The organism is Diaphorobacter nitroreducens (assembly GCF_002214645.1).
Classification (GTDB): Bacteria; Pseudomonadota; Gammaproteobacteria; order Burkholderiales; family Burkholderiaceae_C; genus Diaphorobacter; species Diaphorobacter nitroreducens.
Map to the genome: position 1 here is coordinate 2,758,518 of NZ_CP016278.1, position 21,796 is coordinate 2,780,313.

Below are 21,796 nucleotides of genomic sequence, written 5' to 3' on the forward strand. Positions count from 1 at the left end.
TCCTCCTGCGCCTGGGAGCTCAGCGCGGCGACAGGTCGAGCGAGGTGCTCACCTGCCCATGGCCCTTGTCCAGGCGTGGCATCACCAGCGGCATTGGCGGTGCGGGCGGCTCATCGGGTGGCGGCGTATCCTGGGGCGGCTGGGCCTTGGCACCGGCACGGACCCAAAGCAGCCAGACGATCAGCACATCCAGCATGATGAGCCCCTGCCACAGGAATTCGTGCGCAAAGTTGAATACCGCCGTGTTCCACTGGCCCAGGTAGAAGAGGCTGATCACCCGCACCACGTTCAGCGCCTGCACCGCAGCAAAGCCGGCGACCAGCCCCAGCAGTTTGTGGCGCAAGGTGGAAGGAAAGGCGATCACGGCCGCGAACAGGACGATGCAGGCCTCGATCCCGTTGCACCCCGGTTCGATGGACACGCCAAAACCCGTGAGGGTGTTCCACAGCACCTTGCCCTGCGCGCCGGCCGTGGTATCAAACCAGGTGACCAGCCCTGCGCAGATGCGGGCCAACAGCGCCGTCCAGGGCAACTGGACACCGCCAGCGCTATCGACCTGACATGCCTGTCATCGGGTGCTGCGGCAGGGGCTCAGCAGGCTCAGCCCTCACGCTGCAGAGCCCTCTTTGGACCTGCCTAGCCCACCCTGCAACGAACTGCGCGAGGACCGTGCGCCTCCATCAGTCCTGCTTGGCGCCGGATATTTTCACCAGCTTATCGATGATGGGGTTGGACGCCTCAAAGTCCTTGCGGAACTGTGCAGCCCCGCCTTCCACCCCTTCCAGGCCGAAGACCTGCAGGCGGGCCTTCATCGCGGTGGAGTGGATGATCTGCACCGCCTCCTTCTCCAGGCGGGCCAGGATGGGCTTGGGCGTGCCCGCCGGCGCCAGCATGGTGAACCAGGCGATGGTCTTGAACTCCGGGTCGGGAAAGCCCGCCTCGGCCATCGTGGGCACGTCGGGCAAATCGGCCAGTCGCCGGGGGCCCAGGATCGCCAGCGGGCGCAGGCGCTCGGCCTTGATCTGCGGCTGCGCGGCGGCCAGCGTGCCCATACCCCAGGAGACCACGCCCGCAGACAGATCCTGGATGTGCGGCGCCTCGCTCTTGTAGGCCACGTGCGTCATCTCCAGCTTGCGCGAGTCGCTGAGGTAGGCGCTCATCAGGTGGCCGGGCGAGCCGGTCCCGTACGAGCCGTAGTTGATCTTGCCCTTGTTCTGTTGCGCCCAGGCCATGAATTCCTTCATGTTCTTGACGGGCACGTTTGCGTTGACCATCAGCACCAGGCTGGTGGCAGCGATCTGGGTGATGAACTCGAAGTCCTTGCGGATGTCGTACGGCACCTTGGAAAACATGTGGTGCGCGTAGAACACGGGCGTGGAGTACGACACCAGCACCGTGTAGCCATCAGGCGCCGCACGCGCGACCGCATTGGCGCCCAGCATGCCCGAAGCCCCGCTCTTGTTGTCCACCACCACCGGCTGGCCCAGGCGCTTGCCCAGTTCGTCGGCCAGCACGCGGCCCACCACGTCGGTGCCGCCCCCGGCTGCGGCCGGGATCACCATGGTGATGGGCCGGCGCGGATAGTCCTGCGGCGCGGCCGCATTCTGGGCCAGGGCCAGCCCCGAACAGCCCCACACCAGGGCAGAAAAAACCAGCGATGTCTTGATTCCCATGTCACAACCCTTTTTGATCGGCACGCAGGTTTCGATATTCACCATCTGAGGTCCAGACAACCATTAGGGATAGCCTTGATGTGGACCGGGACACGCGGAACCGCCGTGGCGCAAAAAAACCCGGCCTGCTTGCGCAGGACCGGGTGTGGTCGGTCTGTAGAGACGGCCCGGCACAGACCGGGCGCGAGGGTGGCAGGCCCGCCTCAGGCCAGCAGCGCGTTCACGCGCTTCACGTACGCGGCCGGATCCTCAGGCAGGCCGCCCTCAGCGAGCAGCGCCTGGTCGAACAGGATGTGCGCCAGGTCGTGAAAGTGCACGCTGCCGTCCAGCTTCTTGACCAGCGCATGCTCGGGGTTCACTTCCAGCACTGGCTTGGCGTCAGGCGCGCTCTGGCCGGCCTGCTTGAGCAGCCGCGCGAGCTGCGTGCTCATGCCGCCGTCCTGTACCACCAGGCAAGCGGGTGAATCGACCAGGCGCGTGGTCACGCGCACGTCCTCGGCCTTGTCCTTGAGGGCTTCCTTGAGCTTGGCGAGCACGGGCTTGAAGGCCTCGGCGGCCTCCTCGGCGGCCTTCTTCTCGGCCTCGTCCTGCAGCTTGCCCAGATCCACCGCGCCCTTGGCCACGGACTGCAGGGGCGTGCCGTCGAAGTCCTGCAGGTAGTTCAGCGCCCACTCGTCGACGCGGTCGGTCATGAGCAGCACCTCGATGCCCTTCTTCTTGAAGACTTCGAGCTGCGGGCTGTTCTTGGCGGCGGCCAGCGTGTCGGCGGTGATGTAGTAGATGGCCTCCTGGCCCTCCTTCATGCGCGCCTTGTAGTCGGCAAAGGAAACGCTCGGCGTATCCGATGTGGTGGAGGCAAAGCGCAGCAGCTTGGCCAGACGTTCGCGGTTGGCGAAGTCCTCGCCCAGGCCTTCCTTGAGCACGGCGCCGAACTCGGCGTAGAACTGGGTGTACTTGCCTTCCTTGGCCTTGTCCTCGGCGCTGACCACGTCCTGCACGCCATCGGCGCCTTCCGCCGCTGCCTCATGCTTGTCGTGCTTGGCCAGGTCCTCAAGCATGGACAGCACGCGCTTGACCGAGCCGTCGCGGATCAGGCGCACGTCGCGGCTTTCCTGCAGCAGCTCGCGGCTCACGTTCAGCGGCAGGTCGGCGGAGTCGATCACGCCCTTGACGAAGCGCAGGTAGCTGGGCATGAGCGACTCGGCGTCGTCCATGATGAACACGCGCTTGACGTACAGCTTCACGCCGGCCTTCTTGTCGCGGTTCCACAGGTCGAACGGCGCCTTGGCAGGGATGTACAGCAGCTGCGTGTACTCGGTGTTGCCCTCGACGCGGTTATGGCTCCAGGTGAGCGGGTTCTCGAAGTCGTGGCTGATGGACTTGTAGAAGTCCTGGTACTGCTCGTCGGTGATGTCCTTCTTGGGCCGCGTCCACAGGGCGCTGGCCTTGTTCACGGTTTCCCACTCGCCGGTCTTCACCATCTGGCCCGGCTCGCCTTCCTTCTCGCTCTCTTTCCACTCCTCCTTCTCCATGAGGATGGGCAGGCTGATGTGGTCGGAATACTTGCCGATCACCTGCTTGATCTTCCAGGCGTTGAGGAACTCCTCGGCATCTTCGCGCAGGTGCAGGATCACGCTGGTGCCGCGCGCCGCACGCTCGATGGCCTCCACCTCGAAGTCGCCCGCGCCGCCGCTGGCCCAGCGCACGCCTTCGCTGGCGGGCAGGCCCGCGCGGCGGCTCTCGACCGTGATGCGATCGGCCACGATGAAGCCCGAGTAGAAGCCCACGCCGAACTGGCCGATCAGCTGCGCATCGGCCTTCTGGTCGCCCGACAGGCGGTTCATGAAGTCGCGCGTACCGCTCTTGGCGATCGTGCCCAGGTGGTCAATGGCCTCCTGCTCGCTCATGCCGATGCCGTTGTCGGTGATGGTCAGCGTGCGCGCTTCCTTGTCGAAGGACACGCGCACCTCCAGGTTGGGCGCATCCTCGTACAGCGCTGCATTGTTCAGCGCTTCAAAGCGCAGCTTGTCACAGGCGTCCGAGGCGTTGGAGACCAGCTCGCGCAGGAAGATCTCTTTGTTGGAATACAGCGAATGCGTGACCAGGTGCAGCAGTTGCGCCACTTCGGCCTGGAAGGAATGGGTGTGCTTGCTCATAGGTGTTTTTCAAACAAAGGCAACGGGAAAGAAATCACAGGGGATTCAACCATGTTCTCCGGCGCGGCCGGAACGCATGCGCAGGTGGGGGCGCCGCGGCCGGCTTCAAGGGGCGCGGCACGGCGATTTGCCACCAACCGATGCCACGCTGGCCGCATGCCCCAGCGTCGGCGCGATCCTGGGCGCGGTGATCTACAACGCACCGCTGTCGAGCGGCAGCAGCGACTGAACGCCCACCGCAGCCATCAAAAAAGAGAGCGGCTTGCGCTCTCCTTTTCTGCATTTCAAAGGGTTTTGAACTGCAAACGCCCTTTTGGCGAGCGCTAGCAGCTCCTGATTTAATAGCTTAAAAGCGCTCACCCGGCGCCAGATAGCGCCACTGGCCCGGCGGCAGCTTGCCCAGCAGCACCTGGCCGATGCGAATGCGCTTGAGGCCCACCACCTTGAGGCCCACCAGCTCGCACATGCGGCGGATCTGGCGCTTTTTGCCCTCGCGCAGCACGAAGCGCAACTGCTCGGGGTTCTGCCACTCCACCACCGCCGGCTTGAGCTGCTGGCCGTCCAGCGCCAGGCCATGGTTCAGCAGCGCCAGCTTGTCGGCGGGGAAGACGGCGCGCACATCCTGCGCGCGATCGCCGTACTGCACGCGCACCAGGTACTCCTTGTCCACCGTCGAGTCCTCGCCGATGAGCTGGCGCGCCACGCGGCCGTCCTGCGTCAGCACCAGCAGGCCCACGGAGTCGATGTCCAGCCGCCCGCAGGGTGCCAGGCCCTTGAGTTGCGCCGGCGCGAAGCGCGTGCGGCTCTCATCGTCCTTCCAGTGCGTACGTGGGTTGATCAGCGCCACGGCGGGCGTGTGGCCGTCCTCGGCCTGACCGCTCACATAGCCCATGGGCTTGTGCAGCAGGATGGTCACCTGCTGGCGCTGGTGGCCCTGGGCCGCGCGGTCCACGTCGATGCGGTCGTGCGGCCCCACCTGCAGCCCCATGGCCGCCACCTGCCCGTTGACGCGCACCCAGCCCTGGGCGATCCAGTCGTCGGCCTCGCGGCGCGAGCACAGGCCCAGATCGGCCATGCGCTTGTTCAGGCGCATGCGGCCGTCTGCAGGCGCCTGCGCAGCGCCAGCGGGCGCACGGGTGGCAGGAGGGCGCGGCGTGGCCGGCGCGTGCCGGCTCGCCGTACGGGGGGCGCCTGCCGCGCCGCTGGGTGCGGCCGTGCCGGCCGTGCGGCCTGCGGACCGGCCCGGCGCCTTGCCGGTGGCCACAGGTGCTGCGGGCGCGGTCGGCTTGCGCAGCACCAGCCGCGGGCGCAGCGGACTGGGCGAAGCAGAAGCGGACGGCGCAGAAGCGGACGGTGCGGGGGGACGGGCGGGCGTTTCGGGCATGGCGCTATTGTCTCGCGCCGTGGAGCGCGCCGCGCCCCGTCCCCTCTACCGCGCCTTCAGATCATGGCGGCGGGCTCGTTCTCGTCGGCCGGCGCCCTGCGCGGTGAAGCGCGGCGCCGGGGCCCGGGGCGGCCCGCGTCCGCCGGCTCCATCCGCCTGAACAGGCTGGTGCGCAGCGCCTGCAGGTCCAGCACGCGCAGGCCGCCGTACTCCACGCGGATCGCCCCCTGCGCTTCCAGGGTCGCCAGGGCCTCGTTCACACGTTGGCGCGACAGGCCGACCAGGTAGGCCAGCTCCTGCTGGGTGATGCGCAGCACTTCCCCGACGCCCGGGTAGAGCACGGGGTTGAACAGCGCCGCCAGGCTGCGCGCCACGCGCAGGTCGGGGTTGGTGAGGCGGTCGATTTCCCGCGCGGCGATGAACTGCGCCAGGCGCTCGTTAAGCTGGTTCATCACGAAGCGGTTGAAGCCGATGGAATGGTCCAGCAGCCAATGGAAGGTGTCGATGGGCAGGCCCGCCACCACGCTCCTACGCAGGGCCTGGATGTTGTAGCGGTAGGGCTCGCGCTTGACCGCCGTGCCTTCGCCGAACCAGCCGCCGGGGGGCACGCCGGTGAAGGTCATCGTCAACCCGTCGGCGTTGTCCGCGCTCATCTTGAGCAGGCCCTCGACCACCCCAAACCAGTACGTCACCGGCCGGCCCACACGGCACACGTAGTCGCCCGGCTGGGCATCGCCGACGGCCAGCGCGGCCACCGCCCGTTCGCGCTCGGCGGGCTGCAGCAACGCCATCCAGGGAATGCCGCTGAGTTCTTGGGCCGTGGGCGGGCGGCGCCGCTGGTGCAGGGAGGCGTCTTGGCTCATGCGCGCAAGCATGCGGTCAAAGCGCGCCGCGGGGCAGCGGGAATACCACGAACCTACGCCTGGCCGGTCCGAGGTATCGACACACTCGAATGCTATTGATTTAATAGCTGTTGGCGCTTGCTGATTATGGGTTCAAGCCCTGTTTGACTACAAACCCATCACTGCGTCGGCAAGGCATAGCGGTAGCCGCGGAACGCCCACACGGTACGCGCCGGCTCGATGCGCTCCAGCACCAGGCCGGGGGCGGCGGTATCCCCCTCGTGCAGCACCTGGCCGTTGACGATCACCATGCGGTACACGGGATTGGACGAGTAGGTCACGCCCGCGAGCTGCAGGGTGGGCAGTTGCTCACGCACGCTCGCCGGCAGGTCGGCCTGGGCAAAGACGGTTCCCGTCGATTCCTGCGGTGCGGGTGCCGGCGGCGCAGCGCGCGGGGCCGGTGCGGGGGCCGGCGCGCTGCGCTCGGGCCGGGGGGCAGGCGCTTCGGCGCGGGCGGAGCGCTCGGGCGTGGGTTTGGATGCTGGTGCCGGTGCTCGCGCTGGCGCTGGCGTTGGCGTTGGCGTTGGCGTTGGCGTTGGCGTTGGCGTTGGCGTTGGCGTTGGTGTTGGTGTTGGTGTTGGTGTTGGTGTTGGTGTTGGTGTTGGTGTTGGTGTTGGTGTTGGTGTTGGTGTGGTTGCGGGCGCAGTTTCGGGCGCCGGCGCTGCCCCATGGGCCGGCACGGCCATCGGCGCGGCGGAGGCTGGAGCGGCAGGCGCCGGTATCGCGGGGGCGGGCGCAGGCACCACCGCGGCCACCGTCGCACTGGGCGCACGCACCAGCCACCAGGCGCCGGCTGCCGCCCCTACGCCCGCCAGCGCTGCAAGCACCATCCAGGGCAGCCCCCGCGCCGGTGCGGCGCGCTGCACGGTGGGCACCGCCACGGGCGACGTGGGGGTATGCAGGCCGGGCACGCTGCCACGGCCGCGCTCGGCCTGGGCGCGCCGCAGCGCATCAAGAATGTAGGACATGGGTTCAGGCTCCGCTGAGCAAACGCGGCTCCGGCACGCCTGCGGCGCGGTTGAGCAACATCAAGGTCAAGGGACCAGCGCGGCCATCGGGCGTGAGGCCCTGGCCCAGCTGAAATTGGTGGATGCGCGCGCGGCGCGCGGCGGGCGTTGCGGTACGGGCTGCGGCGGTGCCCGCGCCGGCGGCCGCCAGTTGCTGGTCCAGCCAGGCGGCGCCCGCGGCAGTGGCGGTGACGTCGCCCGAATCGGCCAGCTCGGCAGGGGCCTTCCACAGCGTGGCAACCTCGCCGCGCCACAGCGGCGCAAGCTCCGTCACGCGCACCTGCAGCGTCTGGCCCTGCACGCCTTCCAGCGTGGCGGTGCCGTCATCCAGCCGGCGCAGCAAGACCGCCACCTCAGGCGCCAGGGCCTCGCCCTGCGCATCGACCTCGGCGGGCCGCAGCATCAGCAGCACGGGCCGGTCGAGCTGGCGCAGCAGGTTCAGGCTGGCGCGGCGGCTGCGGTAGCAGCGCAGGCCCTCGGACGCCAGCGCGGCGCAGGGGTCCGCGGCGCCGTCGGGCACGCTCGCCTGCCACTGCCGGGCCAGCGCCTGCCAGGCCGCCGGCGCCTGCGCCACGGGCTGGATGGCCAGGAACTGCGCCAACGTCGGCGGGGGCGCTTGCGGGGCCGGCGCGTCGGGTGCAGAAGCAGCCGAGGCGGGGGATGACGCGGGCACGGCCGCAGCCGACGCGGCGATGGCCGGCCTCTGTGTCTGTGTCTGTGCCTGTGTGGAGCCGGCGCCACCGTCTGCGAGCGGCCACCAGCCCAGGGCCCAGGCCAGCCCGCCCAGCGCCGCCGCGCCCACCAGCCCGCCGGTTCCAGCGGCCAGCCAGCGCCCCGCCGCGCCCGGGCGCGCTGTCGCGGGCGCATCGAACACCTCACGCGCGGCGCGGCGCACCATGGCATCGGTCACCTCGCGCACACCCGCGCCGTAAGCACCCAGCAGGGCACGGTCGCACAGCAGGTTGATGCGCCGCGGCACGCCACCCGTCAGCGCGTGCACGCGCGCCAGCGCCCGCTGCTGAAAAGGCAGCGGCCCTTGCAGCCCGGCCACGGCCAGGCGGTGGGCGATGTACTGGCGTGTTTCGTCGGCGCTCAAGGCGTCCAGGTGGTAGCGCGCGATCACGCGCTGCGCGAGCTGCTCCAGCTCCGGCGCCGCCACCATCGCACGCAGCTCGGGCTGGCCGATGAGGATGATCTGCAGCAGCTTGCGCTCGCTGGTTTCGAGGTTGGTGAGCAGGCGCAGTTGTTCCAGCACATCGGGCGCGAGGTTCTGCGCCTCGTCGATGATGAGCACGTTGTTGCGCCCCGCCGCGTGCTGCTGCAGCAAGAAGTCGTTGAGCGGGTCCAGGCAGTCCTTCACGGTCTCCGCTCCCGGTATGGCGGGGCGGTGCGCCACGCCGAATTCGTCGCAGATGGAGCGCAGCAGCTCAGGCACCGTGAGCTTCGGATTGAAGATGTAAGCGACGTTGCACTGCGGCGGAATCTGTTCCAGGAAGCAGCGGCACACCGTGGTCTTGCCGGTGCCGATCTCGCCCGTGAGCAGCACGAAGCCGCCGCCCGCATCCAGGCCGTACAGCAGGTGGGCCAGGGCTTCGCGATGGCGCTCGCTCATGAAGAGGTAGCGCGGGTCGGGCGCGATGGAAAAAGGCGGGTGTTCGAGTCCGAAGAACGGGGCGTACATGGCGGCGAGCATAGCGCCCTCGCCTGTCGCGCCCATGAACCCCTCAGCCTCCCGCGATCACCACCTGTCGAGGGCGGTCAGGGTTAGACCCCTGAGGACTAACCCTTGAATTGTCATCGTAAAGACAAGATAACGTCAAAGTCGTTCCTACCATTGGTTGCAAACCGGCAGCGGACTTCTAGTTTCCCGTGCGCTGCCCTCCACAGACCCTGATAGGAACCGGAATGAAGACCACATTCCCCCATCTACTGCTGCAGCACGCCGCCCAGCGCCCCGACGCTGCAGCACTGCGCGAGAAAGAATATGGCATCTGGCAGACCTGGAGCTGGAAGGACGCCGCGGCCGAGGTGCGCCACATGGCCTGCGGGCTGCTGTCGCTGGGCTTTGCCAAGGGCCAGAACCTGGCGCTGATCAGCGACAACCGGCCACACCTGTACATGGGCTTCGTGGCCGTGCAAAGCGTGGGGGGCGTGCCGATTCCGCTGTACCAGGACGCCGTGGCCGCCGAGATGACCTTCGTCATCCAGGACGCGGAGATTGCCTTCGCGTTTGCCGAAAACCAGGAACAGGTGGACAAGCTGCTGGAAGTGCGCGAATCGGTATCCGGCATCCAGCACATCATCTACGACGACCCGCGCGGCCTGCGCCACTACGACCAGCCGGGCCTCATCAGCACCGCGCAGTTGGTGGCGCGCGGCGCCGAGTGGGACAAGGCCCACCCCGGCGCATGGGATGCCCTGGTGGAGCAGATCGACCCGCAGGACGTGTCGGTGATCCTCTACACCTCGGGCACCACGGGCAAGCCCAAGGGCGTGTGCCAGACGCATGCCAGCTTCATCGCCTCTGCGCAAGGCGCGGTGGAGGTGGACCGCCTGGGCCCGCAGGACAACGTGATTTCCTACCTGCCCCCGGCATGGGTGGGGGACCACCTGTTCTCGCTCGCGCAGTGGATGGTGGCCGGCTTCACCATCAACTGCCCCGAGTCGGCCAGCACCGTCTCCATCGACCTGCGCGAGATCGGCCCCACCTACTACTTCGCCCCGCCGCGCGTGTTTGAAGGCATGCTGACGTCGGTCTCCATCCGCATGGAAGACGCCGCTGCGCCCAAGCGCTGGCTGTTCGAGAAATGCATGCAGCTGGCGCGCCGCGTGGGCTCCGATCTCCTGGACGGCAAGCCCGTGGGCGCAATCGACCGCCTCAAGTACCGCCTGGCCGACCTCGCCATCTACGGACCGCTGCGCAACGTGATGGGCCTGTCGCGCATCCGCGTGGCCTACACGGCAGGCGCGGCCATCGGGCCCGACCTGTTCCGCTTCTTCCGCTCCATCGGAATCAACCTCAAGCAGCTCTACGGTCAGACGGAAACCTGCGCCTACGTCTGCCTGCAGCGTGATGGCCAGGTGGATCTGAACACCGTGGGCCAGGCGGCCCCCGGCATCGAGCTGAAGATCGCCGACAACGGCGAGGTGCTGGTCAAGGGCGTGTCGGTGCTCAAGGAGTACTACAAGCGGCCCGACGCCACCGCCGAGGTGATCGACGCCGAAGGCTACTTCCACACCGGCGATGCCGGCGTGATCGACGCCAACGGCCAGCTGCGCATCATCGACCGCGCCAAGGACGTGGGCAAGACGGCCAGCGGCGCCATGTTCGCGCCCAACTACATCGAGAACAAGCTCAAGTTCTTCCCGCACATCAAGGAAGCCGTCTGCTTCGGCAACCAGCGCGATCAGGTCTGTGCCTTCATCAACATCGACTACGAGGCCGTGGGCAACTGGGCCGAGCGCCAGGGCATCCCTTACGGCGGCTATGTGGACCTGGCCTCCAAGCCCAAGGTGATCGAGCTGATCGCCGACTGCATCTCGCAGGTGAACGCCGACCTGGCCGCCGAAGCTGGCATGGCCGACACGCAGGTCGCGCGCTTCCTGGTGCTGCACAAGGAGCTGGACCCCGACGACGACGAACTGACCCGCACACGCAAGGTGCGCCGCAATTTCATCGCCGAGAAGTACGGCGTGCTGGTGGATGCGCTGTACACGGGCAAGGCCGAGCAGTTCATCGAAACGCAGGTGAAGTTCGAGGACGGGCGCAAGGGCAGCGTGAGCGCCACGCTGAAGATCACCGACGCCAAGACCTTCCCCGCCACCCGGGCGGCCGCCTGACACGCAACGAGGCAGCAGACACATGACCAGCAAGAAGATTGGCGACGTCATCCTCGACGTCAAGAACATCAGCCTGCGGTTCGGCGGCGTCAAGGCGCTCACCGACATTTCGTTCAACGTGCGCGAGCACGAGATCCGCTCGATCATCGGCCCCAACGGCGCGGGCAAGAGCTCCATGCTCAACTGCATCAACGGCGTGTACACGCCGTCCGAGGGCTCCATCACCTTCCGCGGCCAGACGTTCGGCCACATGAACAGCCGCCAGGTCGCCGAGATGGGCATCGCGCGCACCTTCCAGAACCTGGCGTTGTTCAAGGGTATGAGCGTGATCGACAACATCATGACCGGGCGCAACCTCAAGATCAAAAGCAACCTGCTCCTGCAGGCACTGCGCATCGGACCGGCCGAGCGCGAGGAGATCGCCCACCGCGAGAAGGTTGAACACATCATCGACTTCCTGGAGATCCAGGCGCACCGCAAGACCCCCGTCGGCCAACTGCCCTACGGCCTGCAAAAGCGCGTGGACTTGGGCCGGGCCCTCGCCATGGAACCTCAGGTGCTGCTGCTGGACGAGCCCATGGCCGGCATGAACGTGGAGGAGAAGCAGGACATGTGCCGCTTCATCCTGGATGTGAACGACGAGTTCGGCACCACCATCGTCCTCATCGAACACGACATGGGCGTGGTGATGGACATCAGCGACCGCGTCGTGGTGCTGGACTACGGCAAAAAGATCGGTGACGGCGCGCCGGACGAAGTGCGCAACAACGAAGACGTGATTCGCGCCTACCTGGGCACCAGCCACTGAGGGCAAGCAAATGGCATTCTTTCTCGAAACCCTGATCGGCGGCCTGATGGCCGGCATGCTCTACGCGCTGGTGGCACTCGGCTTCGTGCTGATCTTCAAGGCCTCGGGCGTCTTCAACTTCGCGCAGGGTGCCATGGTGCTGTTCGCGGCCCTGGCCATGGCGCGCTTTGCCGAGTGGATCCCGGAGTGGACCGGCATCAGCAACCCCATCGTGGCCAATCTGGCCGCGTTCCTGATCGCAGGTCTGTGCATGTTCGCAGTGGCCTGGTTCATCGAGCGCCTGGTGCTGCGCCACCTCGTGAACCAGGAAGGCGCCACGCTGCTCATGGCCACGCTGGGCATCACCTACTTCCTGGAAGGCCTGGGCCAGACCTTCTTCGGCAGCGACATCTACAAGATCGACATCGGCATGCCCAAGGACCCGGTGTTCCTGCTGGACACCGTGTTCGAGGGCGGCGTGCTCGTGAACAAGGAAGACGTGATTGCCGCAGGCATTGCCGCCGCCCTGGTGGTGGTGCTGAGCATCTTCTTTCAAAAGACCAAGACCGGCCGCGCATTGCGCGCCGTGGCCGACGACCACCAGGCGGCGCAGTCCATCGGCATCCCGCTCAACCACATCTGGGTCATCGTGTGGTGTGTCGCCGGTGTCGTGGCACTGGTGGCCGGGATGATCTGGGGCTCCAAGCTGGGCGTGCAGTTCTCGCTGACCACGGTGGCGCTGCGCGCGCTGCCGGTGGTGATCCTGGGAGGCCTGACCTCGGTGCCGGGCGCCATCATCGGCGGGCTGATCATCGGCGTGGGCGAGAAGCTCTCCGAGGTGTACCTGGGCCCCTTCGTGGGCGGCGGCATCGAGATCTGGTTTGCCTACGTGCTGGCCCTCGTGTTCCTGCTGTTCCGGCCCCAAGGTTTGTTCGGCGAGAAGATCATCGATCGCGTATGACATACGCAATCAACCCGCAGGGTTCTTCGCCGCAGGCGAAGGATGGTCTTCCTGCGAGGGCACACAGTGCCCGCAGCCAAAAGATCATCGCCCTTGGTTGAAAGATTTGGAGTAAATAATGTTCTACCGCGAAAACGGCCAGTTCAAGACCACCTACAAGGCCGACCAGCAGATCTTTCCCATCACCCAGGACCGCATCGCCATCCTGCTGCTGTTGGCCGTGGCCTTCGTGGCGGTGCCCGCGATGGCGTCGGACTACTTCTACCGCGCCATCCTGATCCCGCTGGTCATCATGTCCATGGCCGCGCTGGGCGTGAACATCCTCGTGGGCTACTGCGGGCAGATCTCGCTGGGCTCGGGCGCCTTCATGGCGGTGGGTGCCTACGGGGCCTTCAACTTCTTCGTGCGCTTCCCGGGGATGCCGCTGGTCCCGGCCCTCATCCTGGGCGGGCTGTGCGCCACGTTCTTCGGCATCCTGTTCGGGCTACCCAGCCTGCGCGTGAAAGGGCTGTACCTGGCCGTGGCCACGCTGGCGGCGCAGTTCTTCAGCGACTGGATGTTCCTGCGCATCAAGTGGTTCACCAACAATTCCGACTCCGGCTCGGTCTCGGTCAGCAACCTGCAGGTCTTCGGCATGCCGCTGGACAGCGCCATGGCCAAGTACCTGTTCTGCCTGACGCTCCTGGTGGTCGTGGCCCTGCTGGCCAAGAACCTGGTGCGCGGCGCCATCGGCCGCGAATGGATGGCCATCCGCGACATGGACGTGGCCGCCGCGGTGATCGGCATCCGCCCTATGTACGCCAAGCTCAGCGCCTTCGCCGTCAGCTCCTTCATCGTCGGCATGGCGGGCGCGCTGTGGGCCTTCGTGCACCTGGGTTCGTGGGAGCCGGCAGCGTTCTCGGTCGAGGTGTCGTTCCGCCTGCTGTTCATGGTCATCATCGGCGGCATGGGATCCATCATGGGCGCGTTCTTCGGCGCGGCCTTCATCGTGGTGCTGCCCATCTTCCTGAACCAGTTCCTGCCCGCGGTGGCCGGCCTGTTCGGCGTGGACATCTCCACCGCCGCCGTGTCGCATGCGGAACTGATGATCTTCGGCGCGCTGATCGTGTGGTTCCTCATCGTGGAGCCCCACGGCCTGGCCAAGCTGTGGTCCATCGGCAAGCAGAAGATGCGCGTGTGGCCCTTCCCCCATTGATGCCATTGCAAGGTGTGTTCCGCGCCGACCGGCGCAATTCAGGCGACGTTCCATCCAACCACAAGGAGACAAGACCATGAAATTCACCCGACTCGCTGCGGCCGCCACGGTGGCCTGCACCCTGGCCGGCTTTGCAGGCGGCGCCGCCGCCCAGGCCAAGGAACAGTTCTTCCCCCTGCTGTCGTACCGCACGGGCCCCTACGCCCCGAACGGCGTGCCATGGGCCAACGGCAAGCAGGACTACATCAAGATGATCAACGCGCGCGACGGCGGCGTGAACGGCGTGAAGCTGACCTGGGAAGAGTGCGAGACCGGCTACGCCACTGACCGCGGCGTGGAGTGCTACGAGCGTCTGAAGAGCCGCCCCGGCGTGACGCTGTTCGACCCGCAGGCCACCGGCATCACCTTCGCGCTGACCGAGAAGGCGCCCGTGGACAAGATCCCGCTGATGACGCTGGGCTATGGCCTGTCGGTCGCGCAAGACGGCATGGCCTTCAAGTGGAACTTCCCCTACATGGGCAGCTACTGGACCGGCGCCGACATCCTGATCCAGCACATCGGCAAGAACGCCGGCGGCCTGGACAAGCTCAAGGGCAAGAAGATCGCACTGGTCTACCACGACAGCCCCTTCGGCAAGGAGCCGATCCCGCTGCTGCAGGAGCGCTCCAAGATGCACGGCTTCGAGCTGCAGATGCTGCCCGTGACCGCGCCCGGTGTGGAGCAGAAGGCCACCTGGCTGCAGGTGCGCCAGAGCCGCCCCGACTACGTGCTGCTGTGGGGCTGGGGGGTGATGAACTCCACCGCCCTGAAGGAAGCCCAGGCCACGGGCTACCCGCGCGACAAGATGTACGGCGTGTGGTGGGCCGGTGCCGAGCCGGACGTGCGCGACGTAGGCGATGGCGCCAAGGGCTACCACGCACTGGCGCTCAACGGCCATGGCACGCAGTCCAAGGTCATGCAGGACATCCTCAAGCACGTGCACGGCGCCAACCAGGGCACGGGCCCCAAGGACGAAGTGGGCTCGGTGCTGTACACGCGCGGCGTGATCATCCAGATGCTGGGCGTGGAGGCCGTGCGCCGCGCGCAGGAGCGCTTCGGCAAGGGCAAGGTCATGACCGGCGAGCAGGTGCGTTGGGGCATGGAAAACCTGGCGCTGGACCAGAAAAAACTGGACGCGCTGGGCTTTACCGACCTGATGCGCCCGCTGTCCACCAGCTGCGCGGACCACATGGGTTCTACCTGGGCCCGCGTGCACACCTGGGATGGCAAGCAGTGGAAGTTCTCGTCCGACTGGTACCAGGCCGATGAGCAGGTCATCAAGCCTATGGTCAAGGCCGGCGCGGACAAGTACCTCGCCGACAAGAAGATGTCCCGCCGCGAAGCGGGCGACTGCCAGTCCTAAGGACGTCCCCTGAGGCGCTGCGCGCCATCGCCCTTCTGCTCGGGAAGGGGGATGGCGCCGGTGGTCGGGCAAGACCCGTTCCACGGCGCCCGCTGGCGCGGGTTGCGCCAGGTTCAAGCGGCTGCGCAGGGCAGCCGCCAATCGAGAGGGCTGTGGCGACAGCCCTGCCGATTGGCACCACTACAAGGGCAAGGCTATGGAGTCCAGAAACATCGTTCTCAGCGTCAATGGCATCGAGGTCATCTACAACCATGTGATCCTGGTGCTCAAGGGCGTGTCGCTGCAACTGCCCGAGAAGGGCATCGTCGCCCTGCTGGGCGGCAACGGCGCGGGCAAAACGACCACGCTGCGCGCGATCTCCAACCTGCTCAAGGGCGAGCGCGGCGAGGTCACCAAGGGCAGCATCGAGCTGCGCGGCGAGCAGATCCAGAACCTCTCGCCCGCCGACCTGGTCAAGCGCGGCGTGGTGCAGGTCATGGAGGGGCGCCACTGCTTCGCCCACCTGACCATCGAGGAGAACCTGCTCACCGGCAGCTACACGCGCACCGACAAGGGCGAGATCGCCGCCAACCTGGAGAAGGTCTACAACTACTTCCCGCGCCTGAAGACGCGCCGCACCAGCCAGGCGGCCTACACCTCGGGCGGCGAGCAGCAGATGTGCGCGATCGGCCGGGCCATCATGAGCAACCCCAACATCGTGCTGCTGGACGAGCCCTCGATGGGCCTGGCGCCGCAAATCGTGGAAGAGGTGTTCAACATCGTGAAGGATCTCAACGCCAAGGAAGGCACGACCTTCCTGCTGGCCGAGCAGAACACCAACATGGCGCTGAAGTACGCGGACTACGGCTACATCATGGAAAGCGGCCGCATCGTCATGGACGGCGCCGCGCAGGACCTGGCCAGCAACGAAGACGTGAAGGAGTTCTACCTGGGCGTCGGCGGTGGCGAGCGCAAGAGCTTCAAGGACGTCAAGAGCTACAAGCGCCGCAAGCGCTGGCTGGCCTAATTACTCTCAAATTAATAGCTTCCAGCGCTTTACAGGCAAGCGCTAGAGGCCGATTTTGCCCTAAACCCCTCCCAACGACAGGAGACCCAGGCATGAGCATGTTCTACGACGCCCTGGAAACCCGCGCCCCCGCCGAGCGCGAAGCCGCCCTCATGGCGGCCCTGCCCCGGCAGATCGCCCACGCCCAGCAGGCCAGCCCCGCCTTCGCCGGCATCCTGGAGGGCGTGGACGCCACCACCATCACCGACCGCGCCGCGCTGGCCCGCCTGCCCGTCACGCGCAAGTACGAACTGCTGGAGCGCCAGCAGGCGCAGCGCGGCCAGAATGCGTTCGGCGGCTTCAGCGCCCTTGCATTCGGGCGCCACATGCCCCGCGTGTTCGCCAGCCCCGGCACCATCTATGAGCCCGAGGGCGCACGGCCGGACTACTGGCGCATGGCACGCGCCATGTATGCCGCGGGGTTTCGCCCCGGCGAGCTGATCCACAACAGCTTCAGCTACCACTTCGTGCCTGCCGGATCGATGATGGAGACCGGTGCCCACGCGCTGGGCTGCACGGTCTTTCCGGGCGGCACGGGGCAGACCGAGCAGCAGGTGCAGGCCATGGCCGAACTGCGCCCGGCCGGCTACATCGGCACGCCCAGCTTCCTGAAGATCATCCTCGACAAGGCCCACGAACACGGCGTGGCGCTGCCCAGCGTGACCAAGGCGCTGGTCTCGGGCGAGGCCTTCCCGCCCTCGCTGCGCGACTGGCTGGCCGCGCGCGGCGTGACGGGCTACCAGTGCTACGCCACGGCAGACCTGGGCCTGATCGCCTACGAGACCAGCGCGCGCGAAGGCCTGGTGCTGGACGAGGGCGTGATCGTCGAGATCGTGCGCCCGGGCACCGGCGACCCGGTGCCCGAGGGCGAAGTGGGCGAGCTGGTCATCACCACGCTGAACCCCGACTACCCGCTGATCCGCTTCGGCACCGGCGACCTGTCGGCCGTACTGCCGGGCCAGTGCCCCACGGGCCGCACCAACACCCGCATCAAGGGCTGGATGGGCCGCGCGGACCAGACCACCAAAGTGCGCGGCATGTTCGTGCACCCCGGCCAGATTGCCAGCGTGGTCAAGCGCTTCCCTCAGGTGCAGCGCGCGCGGCTGGTGGTCAGCGGCGAGATGGCCAACGACCAGATGGTGCTGCAGGTGGAGACCACGGAAACCGCCGCAGGCATGGCCCAGCAACTGGCGGAAGCGCTGCGCGAAGTGACCAAGCTGCGCGGCGACGTGCAGATGGTGCCCCCCGGCAGCCTGCCCAACGACGGCAAGGTCATCGAAGACGCGCGCAGCTACCGCTGATGCCCCGCGGGGCGGCCGGCCGGCGCCGTCCGTCGCCACGGCGTCGTGCGCGGCACACAAGCCGCCCGCAGCCGCGTCAACCCCCTGGGGTCAAACGTCGCCCATTTGTCAGGCGGTGCGGCCTCGGGGGTTTCCTTGATGTCCGGCACGCCGTTTCTCTCTATGATTGCGCCTCTTTTCCAAGGAGCATCATGAGAACGACATTCAAGATCGCCGTGGGAGCGGCCGCCATCCTGGCTGCATTCGGCGCATCCGCCCAGGCCTATCCGGTCAAGGACAAGAACATCACCATCGTCGTGCCCTTCTCGGCCGGCGGCCCCACCGACCGCGTGGCCCGTGACCTGGCAGAGGCCCTGCGCAAGCCCCTGGGCGGTGCCACGGTCGTCGTCGAAAACGCCGCCGGTGCAGGCAGCACCATTGGCGCAGCCAAGGTGGCCCGTGCACAGCCGGACGGCTACACCCTGCTGCTGAACCACATCGGCATGGCCACCATCCCCACGCTGTACCGCAAGCTGTCGTTCAACGTGTTGAACGACTTCGAGTTCCTGGGCATCGTCAACGACGTGCCCATGACCATCATCTCGCGCCCGACGCTGGAGGCCAAGAACTACAAGGAATTGGCCACCTGGATTGCGCAGAACAAGGAAAAGGTGAACCTGGGCCACTCCGGCCTGGGCTCGGCCGGCCATCTGTGCGGCCTGATGTTCCAGCACGCGCTGCAGTCGCACATGACGCCTGTGGCCTACAAGGGCGCGGCGCCCGCCATCACCGACCTGATTGGCGGCCAGATCGACCTGATGTGCGACCAGACCACCAACACCACGACGCAGATCGAGGGCAAGAAGGTCAAGGCCTTTGCCGTGACCACCAACCAGCGCCTGACGATGCCGTCGCTCAAGGACTTGCCGACGCTGCAGGAAAGCGGCCTGAAAGACTTCAACGTCTCCGTCTGGCATGGCCTGTATGCCCCCAAGGGCACGCCCGCCGCCGTGCTGACGCGCATCAACGAAGCGCTGCAAGTGGCCGTGAAGGATCCTGACTTCATCAAGAAGCAGGAAGGCCTGGGCGCCGTGGTGGTGGCCGACAAGCGCGTGCTGCCGGCCGAACACAAGAAGTTCGTGCAGTCTGAAATCGAAAAGTGGGGCATGGTGATCAAGGCAGCCGGCACTTACGCCGACTGATCTGCGCCAGCGCGGCGGGCGCGTACGTCCGCCCGCCTTTCCTGCCAACGCCCGGTGCCCGCGCACCGGGCGTTTTTTCATGGGAACTGCGGGTAATCCTGCTGCCCCTGCGCGGCTGCGGCGCCTACAACCGAAGCCTTCTTTCACGCTTTTTGGAAAGACCGCATGCCGCACACATCCACCCCACGCCGCACCCCACCGCGCCGCCAGGCCCTGCACGCCATCGGGGCGCTTCTTGCATTGGGCCTGGGCGCCACGGGCGCCGCGTATGCCCAAGCCAGCCCATGGCCGGCCAAGCCGGTCCGCATCGTGGTGCCGTTCGCCGCCGGGGGGACCACCGACATCCTGGCGCGCGCCATTGCGCCCGAGCTGGGCAAGGCCTTTGGCCAGCAGTTCATCGTGGACAACCGCGGCGGCGCGGGAGGCAACATCGGTGCCGAACTGGTGGCCAGGTCCGCCCCTGACGGCTACACGCTGCTGATGGGCACCGTCGGCACGCATGGCATCAACCGCGCGCTGTACAAGCAGCTGCCCTACGACCCGATCAAGGACTTCGCGCCCGTCACGCTTGTCGCGTCGGTGCCCAACGTGATGGTCATGAACACCGAGAAGGCGCGCAGCCTGGGCATCAACACCGTGCAGGACTTCATCCGCTATGCCCAAGCCAACCCGGGCAAGCTCAACATGGCGTCCAGCGGCAACGGCACCTCGATCCACCTGGCCGGCGAGCTGTTCAAGAGCATGACCGGCACCTACATGCTGCACATGCCCTACCGCGGATCTGCGCCCGCGCTGCTGGACATGGTGGGCGGCAACATGGACGTGATGTTCGACAACCTGCCCTCCTCCATGGCCCATATCAAGGGCGGCAAGCTCAAGGCGCTGGCGGTCACCAGCGCGAAACGCTCCACCGCCCTGCCCGACGTCCCCACGGTGGAAGAGGCCGGCGGCCCCGCGCTCAAGGGCTTCGAAGCAAGTTCATGGTTCGGACTGCTGGCGCCCGCGGGCACGCCGGCCGACATCGTCCAGCGCGTCCAGCAGGAAGTGGCCAAGGCGCTGGCCACCCCTGCCGTCAAGGAGCGGCTGCTGTCCCAGGGAGCGATTCCCGGCGGCAATACGAGCGCCGAATTCGCCAGCCTGATCGACCGCGAGCACCGCAAGTGGGCGCAGGTGGTGAAGGCGTCCGGCGCGAAGGTGGATTGAAGAGCGGATGCGCGCGCCCGCCGGGGCGCGCTGCGCGTCACCAGACCACGTCGCAATCCTCGGCGGCGCTGCGGCGCAGCATGTCGATGAAAGGCGCCGCGCGCTGGCGCAGGCGCACGCCGTCGCCGCGAGGGGCCTCTTCCTCGGTCTGATCGTCCTCGTCCGGGGCGGTGGCCGCTGCAGCGGCCTCTTCAACCGCTACCGCCTCTTCCAGCGCGCGGATGGCGGCAGGAATCTGCGCGGCGGTGATGATGCCGTGCGGCTCATTCGGCGACTTGCCGATGATCTCCAGCAGCTGTTTGCCATTGGGCTCCAGCATGATGACGTCGGCGGTGGCGCGGGATTTGAATTTGAAAAGCATCGAAGTTCCAGGACAAAGGATCAGTGGGTGGCCGCAGGGCCTTCGTACATGTAGGCGCGGCTGAAAGGATAGTCGGACTGCGCACCCTTGAGCACGCCATCTTCCACGTGGCCCGTGGGCCGCACGGCCAGCATCTGGTGCAGCGCGGTCCAGCCGCGCTCGAAGGCCAGGGCGCAGCCCGCCAGGTACAGCCGGTAGGCGCGCAGGGCCTTCTCGCCGCGTTCCTTGCCGTGCTGCGCGACCAGCACGCTGCGCGCCTGGTCCTGACGGGCCTCCAGAGCATCCGACCAGGCCCACAGCGTGCGGGCGTAGTGCGGACGCAGGTTCTCGGTGTCCACCATCTCCAGCCCGGCCCGGGCCATGTCGTGCAGCACCGTGCTCACATGCAGAAGTTCGCCGCCGGGGAAGATGTAGCGCTCGATGAAATCGCCCAAGCCGGCGCCCAGCCGGGGGTTGTCCAGCCCGCCCGACGTGATGCCGTGGTTGAGCAGCAGGCCGCCCGGGCGCAGCAGACGGTGCACGGTGGCGAAGTACCGCTCCATCTGCGAACGGCCCACATGTTCGAACATGCCGACCGAGGCAATCTTGTCGAACGGCTGCTCCACCTGCAGTTCACGGTAATCCAGCAACTGCATGCGCACCCGACCCTGCAGGCCGCGCTCCTCGATGAGCCGCTGCACATGCGCATGCTGGTTGCGCGACAGCGTGATGCCCGTAGCGTGCACGCCATACTCCTGCGCGGCCCACAGCAGCAGCCCGCCCCAGCCGGCGCCAATGTCCAGGAAGCGGTCGCCGGGACGCAGCAGCAGCTTGCGGCAGATGTGGTCCAGCTTGGCCTCCTGTGCCTGGGCCAAGCTCATGTCAGGCGTGCGGTAATAGGCGCAGGAATAGACGCGCCGCGGGTCCAGCCACAGGGCGTAGAAGTCGTCGGACAGGTCGTAGTGGAACTGGATATTGCGTGCGTCATGGGACAGGGTGTGCGCCGCCATCGAACGCGCACGCAGCAACACGCGCTGCCACCCAGTCGCCGGTCCCTCGTGCGTGGGGTTCAGCTTGAGCAGCGCCGCGGCCGCCGTCATCAACTGGCGCATGCTGCCTTCCAACGCCACGCGGCCTTCCACGATGGCCGCGCCCACGTTGCCGATCTCACCCATGGCCAGGGCCACCACGGCCATGCGGTCGCGAAAACGCAACCGCAGGTCGGCATTGGCGTCACCCAGGCGCGCGCCGTCGGGCAGTTCGACAGCCACCCCTACAGGGGAAAGCGCCAGGCTGGCCTCCAGGGAGTGGAGCAGATGCTTCATGGCATGTCCCTCGGTCTCCATGACAACTGCCATTCTTGAAGGGCGCGGGCAGACCCGTCAATGGGCGCTGGCCGACATGCCGGCAAGGTGCTGT

The 21,796-nt window shown here is 67.1% G+C and carries 17 protein-coding genes and 1 pseudogene; 9 read left to right on the forward strand and 9 right to left on the reverse strand.

Translation table 11 applies throughout. The features are described 5' to 3' along the window. Positions 1-19 precede the first annotated feature (19 nt). The 7 genes and pseudogenes from xrtH to BA022_RS12930 all read right to left on the reverse strand — a co-directional run. Positions 20-532, reverse strand: a pseudogene (gene xrtH, locus BA022_RS12900) (exosortase H); the annotation flags it as partial. 148 nt (positions 533-680) lie between these two features. Continuing rightward, entirely contained in the window at positions 681-1,673 is a 993-nt protein-coding gene (locus BA022_RS12905; RefSeq protein WP_011803936.1) for a Bug family tripartite tricarboxylate transporter substrate binding protein, read from the reverse strand. A 203-nt stretch (positions 1,674-1,876) separates the two neighbouring features. Next, on the reverse strand, positions 1,877-3,829 hold the full coding sequence (gene htpG / locus BA022_RS12910; protein ID WP_012655504.1) for a molecular chaperone HtpG: 1,953 nt from the start codon (positions 3,827-3,829) through the stop codon (positions 1,877-1,879). Between the two features lie 346 nt (positions 3,830-4,175). Next, positions 4,176-5,213 carry a pseudouridine synthase gene (locus BA022_RS12915; protein ID WP_335583072.1) on the reverse strand — a complete coding sequence of 346 codons (1,038 nt, stop codon included), beginning with the start codon at positions 5,211-5,213 and terminating at the stop codon, positions 4,176-4,178. A 56-nt stretch (positions 5,214-5,269) separates the two neighbouring features. Further along, complete coding sequence (locus tag BA022_RS12920; protein ID WP_172205710.1) at positions 5,270-6,076, reverse strand: Crp/Fnr family transcriptional regulator; 807 nt, start codon at positions 6,074-6,076, stop codon at positions 5,270-5,272. Between the two features lie 158 nt (positions 6,077-6,234). Continuing rightward, a complete protein-coding gene (locus tag BA022_RS12925; protein WP_088887749.1) occupies positions 6,235-7,083 on the reverse strand; it encodes a general secretion pathway protein GspB in 849 nt (282 codons plus the stop codon). 4 nt (positions 7,084-7,087) lie between these two features. Further along, positions 7,088-8,803, reverse strand: coding sequence for an ExeA family protein (locus tag BA022_RS12930; protein WP_088888617.1), 1,716 nt, complete (start codon positions 8,801-8,803; stop codon positions 7,088-7,090). A 224-nt stretch (positions 8,804-9,027) separates the two neighbouring features. Here BA022_RS12930 and BA022_RS12935 point away from each other — a divergent pair, with 224 nt between their 5' ends. The 9 genes from BA022_RS12935 (at position 9,028) to BA022_RS12975 (ending at position 20,037) form a co-directional block, all read left to right on the forward strand. After that, complete coding sequence (locus BA022_RS12935) at positions 9,028-10,962, forward strand: AMP-dependent synthetase/ligase (RefSeq protein ID WP_041835859.1); 1,935 nt, start codon at positions 9,028-9,030, stop codon at positions 10,960-10,962. A 22-nt stretch (positions 10,963-10,984) separates the two neighbouring features. Further along, positions 10,985-11,770 (forward strand): ABC transporter ATP-binding protein, encoded by a 786-nt coding sequence (locus BA022_RS12940; protein WP_011803929.1) that lies wholly within the window; start codon positions 10,985-10,987, stop codon positions 11,768-11,770. Positions 11,771-11,780: 10 nt separating this feature from the next. Then, on the forward strand, positions 11,781-12,710 hold the full coding sequence (locus tag BA022_RS12945) for a branched-chain amino acid ABC transporter permease (protein ID WP_012655498.1): 930 nt from the start codon (positions 11,781-11,783) through the stop codon (positions 12,708-12,710). 118 nt (positions 12,711-12,828) lie between these two features. Further along, positions 12,829-13,905, forward strand: coding sequence for a branched-chain amino acid ABC transporter permease (locus tag BA022_RS12950; protein WP_012655497.1), 1,077 nt, complete (start codon positions 12,829-12,831; stop codon positions 13,903-13,905). A gap of 76 nt (positions 13,906-13,981) precedes the next feature. Then, positions 13,982-15,307: an ABC transporter substrate-binding protein gene (locus BA022_RS12955; RefSeq protein ID WP_012655496.1), complete on the forward strand. Its 1,326-nt coding sequence runs from the start codon at positions 13,982-13,984 to the stop codon at positions 15,305-15,307. 196 nt (positions 15,308-15,503) lie between these two features. Continuing rightward, entirely contained in the window at positions 15,504-16,313 is an 810-nt protein-coding gene (locus tag BA022_RS12960) for an ABC transporter ATP-binding protein (RefSeq protein WP_012655495.1), read from the forward strand. Between the two features lie 92 nt (positions 16,314-16,405). Continuing rightward, the gene (locus BA022_RS12965) at positions 16,406-17,653 is read left to right on the forward strand and encodes a phenylacetate--CoA ligase family protein (protein ID WP_088887750.1); all 1,248 of its coding nucleotides are present in this window, start codon (positions 16,406-16,408) and stop codon (positions 17,651-17,653) included. 191 nt (positions 17,654-17,844) lie between these two features. Continuing rightward, the gene (locus tag BA022_RS12970; protein WP_011803923.1) at positions 17,845-18,834 is read left to right on the forward strand and encodes a tripartite tricarboxylate transporter substrate-binding protein; all 990 of its coding nucleotides are present in this window, start codon (positions 17,845-17,847) and stop codon (positions 18,832-18,834) included. 165 nt (positions 18,835-18,999) lie between these two features. Further along, positions 19,000-20,037: a Bug family tripartite tricarboxylate transporter substrate binding protein gene (locus BA022_RS12975; protein ID WP_012655492.1), complete on the forward strand. Its 1,038-nt coding sequence runs from the start codon at positions 19,000-19,002 to the stop codon at positions 20,035-20,037. Between the two features lie 37 nt (positions 20,038-20,074). Here the strand turns inward: BA022_RS12975 and BA022_RS12980 are convergent, their stop codons facing one another. After that, positions 20,075-20,398: a DUF1840 domain-containing protein gene (locus tag BA022_RS12980; protein ID WP_011803921.1), complete on the reverse strand. Its 324-nt coding sequence runs from the start codon at positions 20,396-20,398 to the stop codon at positions 20,075-20,077. Positions 20,399-20,418: 20 nt separating this feature from the next. Continuing rightward, entirely contained in the window at positions 20,419-21,702 is a 1,284-nt protein-coding gene (locus tag BA022_RS12985; RefSeq protein WP_088888618.1) for a class I SAM-dependent methyltransferase, read from the reverse strand. Between the last annotated feature and the right edge of the window lie 94 nt (positions 21,703-21,796).

What these genes read in the sequence shown, in the direction of transcription:
- htpG (WP_012655504.1), bottom strand. Translation starts at nt 3,829, where the DNA reads ATGAGCAAGCACACCCATTCCTTCCAGGCCGAAGTGGCGCAACTGCTG.
- BA022_RS12960 (WP_012655495.1), top strand. Translation starts at nt 15,504, where the DNA reads ATGGAGTCCAGAAACATCGTTCTCAGCGTCAATGGCATCGAGGTCATC.
- BA022_RS12970 (WP_011803923.1), top strand. Translation starts at nt 17,845, where the DNA reads ATGAGAACGACATTCAAGATCGCCGTGGGAGCGGCCGCCATCCTGGCT.
- BA022_RS12985 (WP_088888618.1), bottom strand. Translation starts at nt 21,702, where the DNA reads ATGAAGCATCTGCTCCACTCCCTGGAGGCCAGCCTGGCGCTTTCCCCT.
- BA022_RS12930 (WP_088888617.1), bottom strand. Translation starts at nt 8,803, where the DNA reads ATGTACGCCCCGTTCTTCGGACTCGAACACCCGCCTTTTTCCATCGCG.
- BA022_RS12925 (WP_088887749.1), bottom strand. Translation starts at nt 7,083, where the DNA reads ATGTCCTACATTCTTGATGCGCTGCGGCGCGCCCAGGCCGAGCGCGGC.
- BA022_RS12935 (WP_041835859.1), top strand. Translation starts at nt 9,028, where the DNA reads ATGAAGACCACATTCCCCCATCTACTGCTGCAGCACGCCGCCCAGCGC.
- BA022_RS12980 (WP_011803921.1), bottom strand. Translation starts at nt 20,398, where the DNA reads ATGCTTTTCAAATTCAAATCCCGCGCCACCGCCGACGTCATCATGCTG.
- BA022_RS12920 (WP_172205710.1), bottom strand. Translation starts at nt 6,076, where the DNA reads ATGAGCCAAGACGCCTCCCTGCACCAGCGGCGCCGCCCGCCCACGGCC.
- BA022_RS12945 (WP_012655498.1), top strand. Translation starts at nt 11,781, where the DNA reads ATGGCATTCTTTCTCGAAACCCTGATCGGCGGCCTGATGGCCGGCATG.
- BA022_RS12955 (WP_012655496.1), top strand. Translation starts at nt 13,982, where the DNA reads ATGAAATTCACCCGACTCGCTGCGGCCGCCACGGTGGCCTGCACCCTG.
- BA022_RS12905 (WP_011803936.1), bottom strand. Translation starts at nt 1,673, where the DNA reads ATGGGAATCAAGACATCGCTGGTTTTTTCTGCCCTGGTGTGGGGCTGT.
- BA022_RS12950 (WP_012655497.1), top strand. Translation starts at nt 12,829, where the DNA reads ATGTTCTACCGCGAAAACGGCCAGTTCAAGACCACCTACAAGGCCGAC.
- BA022_RS12915 (WP_335583072.1), bottom strand. Translation starts at nt 5,213, where the DNA reads ATGCCCGAAACGCCCGCCCGTCCCCCCGCACCGTCCGCTTCTGCGCCG.
- BA022_RS12975 (WP_012655492.1), top strand. Translation starts at nt 19,000, where the DNA reads ATGCCGCACACATCCACCCCACGCCGCACCCCACCGCGCCGCCAGGCC.
- BA022_RS12965 (WP_088887750.1), top strand. Translation starts at nt 16,406, where the DNA reads ATGAGCATGTTCTACGACGCCCTGGAAACCCGCGCCCCCGCCGAGCGC.
- BA022_RS12940 (WP_011803929.1), top strand. Translation starts at nt 10,985, where the DNA reads ATGACCAGCAAGAAGATTGGCGACGTCATCCTCGACGTCAAGAACATC.